The organism is Rhodovulum adriaticum, from assembly GCF_004345735.1.
Classification (GTDB): domain Bacteria; phylum Pseudomonadota; class Alphaproteobacteria; order Rhodobacterales; family Rhodobacteraceae; genus Rhodovulum; species Rhodovulum adriaticum.
This window is the reverse complement of the sequence record NZ_SLXL01000026.1, coordinates 3572-5458: the sequence shown is the minus strand read 5'-3', so window position 1 is coordinate 5458 and position 1887 is coordinate 3572. Positions and strand designations below refer to the sequence as shown.

Genomic DNA, 1887 nt, shown 5'->3' with positions numbered 1-1887 from the left:
GGCCCCCGGCCTGCAGCGCGTCGCAGGCGGTGCGCGCAAGCTCCAGCAGGTCGGTGGGGACGATGAGCAGGACCAGCGTTCCGGGCGCTCCCACGGGCGCGTCCTCCAGGGCCCGGGCGACACGCAGGATCAGCGACAGCGTTCCGGCAATGGGTGTCTCCACCCGCCGCCGGTCGCCGGGGGCGCGTGCGGGCGGGAGCGGAATGGTCCATTCGTCCGCGATCTTCGCGTCCGACTGGGCCATGAGATCATCGACGGTGGGCAGCGCATCGGCCTTGGTGCCCCGGGCGGCGGCGCGGATCTCGCGGGCGACGCGGGCGCGGGCCGCGGCCAGGCCGGGCAGGGCGGAGGGAGCGGACGAACTGGACATGGGGCAGCCTCCTGTTCCGGGAACAGACGAAAAGCGGAAAAAATGCGGGGCATGCTGGAGGGCAGGGCGGGGCCACCCGGGCCGGACACACAGGCCCGGCCCGGGCGCATCCCGTTCAGGCCGCGCGGGTGCCGTCGGGCGAGGCGATGTCGCGGGCGATCCGCGTCAGCACGCGCTCGATTTCGGGCAACAGCCAGGGCGCGTAGATCTCGGTCACCACGTTGATCTGCCCGGCATAAAGCTTGGGCGGGACCACCGCCTGGCGAAAGCGGCGGCCCAGCTCGGCATGGGCGCGCTTCTCGGCGGCGCAGGCCTCATGGCCGGTGGGCATCGCCAGCAGGCGCAGGAAAGTGACCTGCGCATCTTCCGGCAGGCCCAGCTGGTGGCGGAACCGCTTCTCGGGATTGGCGCTGTAGCCCAGCTTGAGCACCGTCCGGCCGATCCGGGGCAGGGTGATGCGGGCAAGATAGATGGTGGAGGGCTTGGCGGTCCAGCTCTCGCCGCAGGTCGCGCAATCGCACTGGCCCCAGGACATGTTGGTCACAGCAATGCGTTGTTCGTGGCCGCAGGCCTCGTGCCGGTAGAGGCGGTAATTGGGATTGCCGAGCGGGTCGCGACCGAGGCGGGTCCAGCCCTGGCGCCGGGCTTCGTCCTCTTCGCGGGCCTGCAGGCAGGTCTCGCAGCGGATCGCCGTCTTGCCCGCGGCGGCTCGCTCGATGATCTCGAACTGGCGGCGCACCTCGTGGCCGCATTCCGGAATGCGATAGCGTCCGTAATGGCGGTCTTCGGGATCGCGACCGAGATAGACCAGGCCGGCATCCTGGGCTGCGCTCCGGCGCCCGATCTCGGCGCAGCCCGCGCAGGCGGGTTGGGCGGTGCGCAGGGTGAAGACCTTGTGCACGGTCACCGTGCCGCAGACGCGGCATTCCAGCGCGAGGTGATAGCGATCCCGCACGCGGGCGAGGATGTTGAAGCCCTTGGCACGGGCGGTCTTCTGCCAATGGTCCGGAATGGGGCCGTTATAGGTGACGGCCCAGGTCTCTGCCGGGACATGGGCGGAGCGGCGGGGAACATGGAGGGTGCGGCCGTCAAGGGAAACGGGCTGGAAGGCGGGGGAGGCGGGCGTCTTGCACATGGCAGGATCCTTTTGGGCAGGGGGCAGGGGCCAGGCGCGCGGTGCGCGCCCGGTGGGGCCGGGCTTGTCCGGACAGGAACCGATCCCGGAAAACCGCGGGACAGACCGGTCCGCTCACCCGGCGCAAACGAGCACCGGGTGCGGATGGTCAGGTCGGTCCGGAAAAGGGACGTGTCAGGCCAGCATCACGGCGCCCGCGGGGGGCAGGTCGCCGGGGCCGTCGCCCAACGCGTCAGGCTCCAGCACCGTGTGGACGGTGGCCAGCACATGGGCCGCGCGGCCCAGGGTGCGGTTCACCATGCCGGCCACGGGCGTGGCGCCGGGCCACTTGAAGACGGGCAGCTGCATCTGGACCTGCTCGATCAGCTGGGCGCCGGCGCGT

Annotated in this window: 3 protein-coding genes; all 3 read right to left on the bottom strand. The window is 71.4% G+C overall.

What is annotated here, in order from left to right; all coding sequences use genetic code 11:
• Window positions 1-370 (bottom strand): hypothetical protein (locus EV656_RS16665; RefSeq protein WP_165919032.1); only part of this gene is annotated, 370 nt, incomplete at its 3' end.
• Between the two features lie 115 nt (window positions 371-485).
• Window positions 486-1505, bottom strand: a complete 1020-nt coding sequence (locus tag EV656_RS16300; RefSeq protein WP_207287161.1) for a hypothetical protein — start codon at window positions 1503-1505, stop codon at window positions 486-488.
• A 174-nt stretch (window positions 1506-1679) separates the two neighbouring features.
• Window positions 1680-1887, bottom strand: a 208-nt coding sequence (locus tag EV656_RS16660; RefSeq protein WP_165919031.1) for a hypothetical protein, incomplete at its 5' end; no start/stop codon positions are given.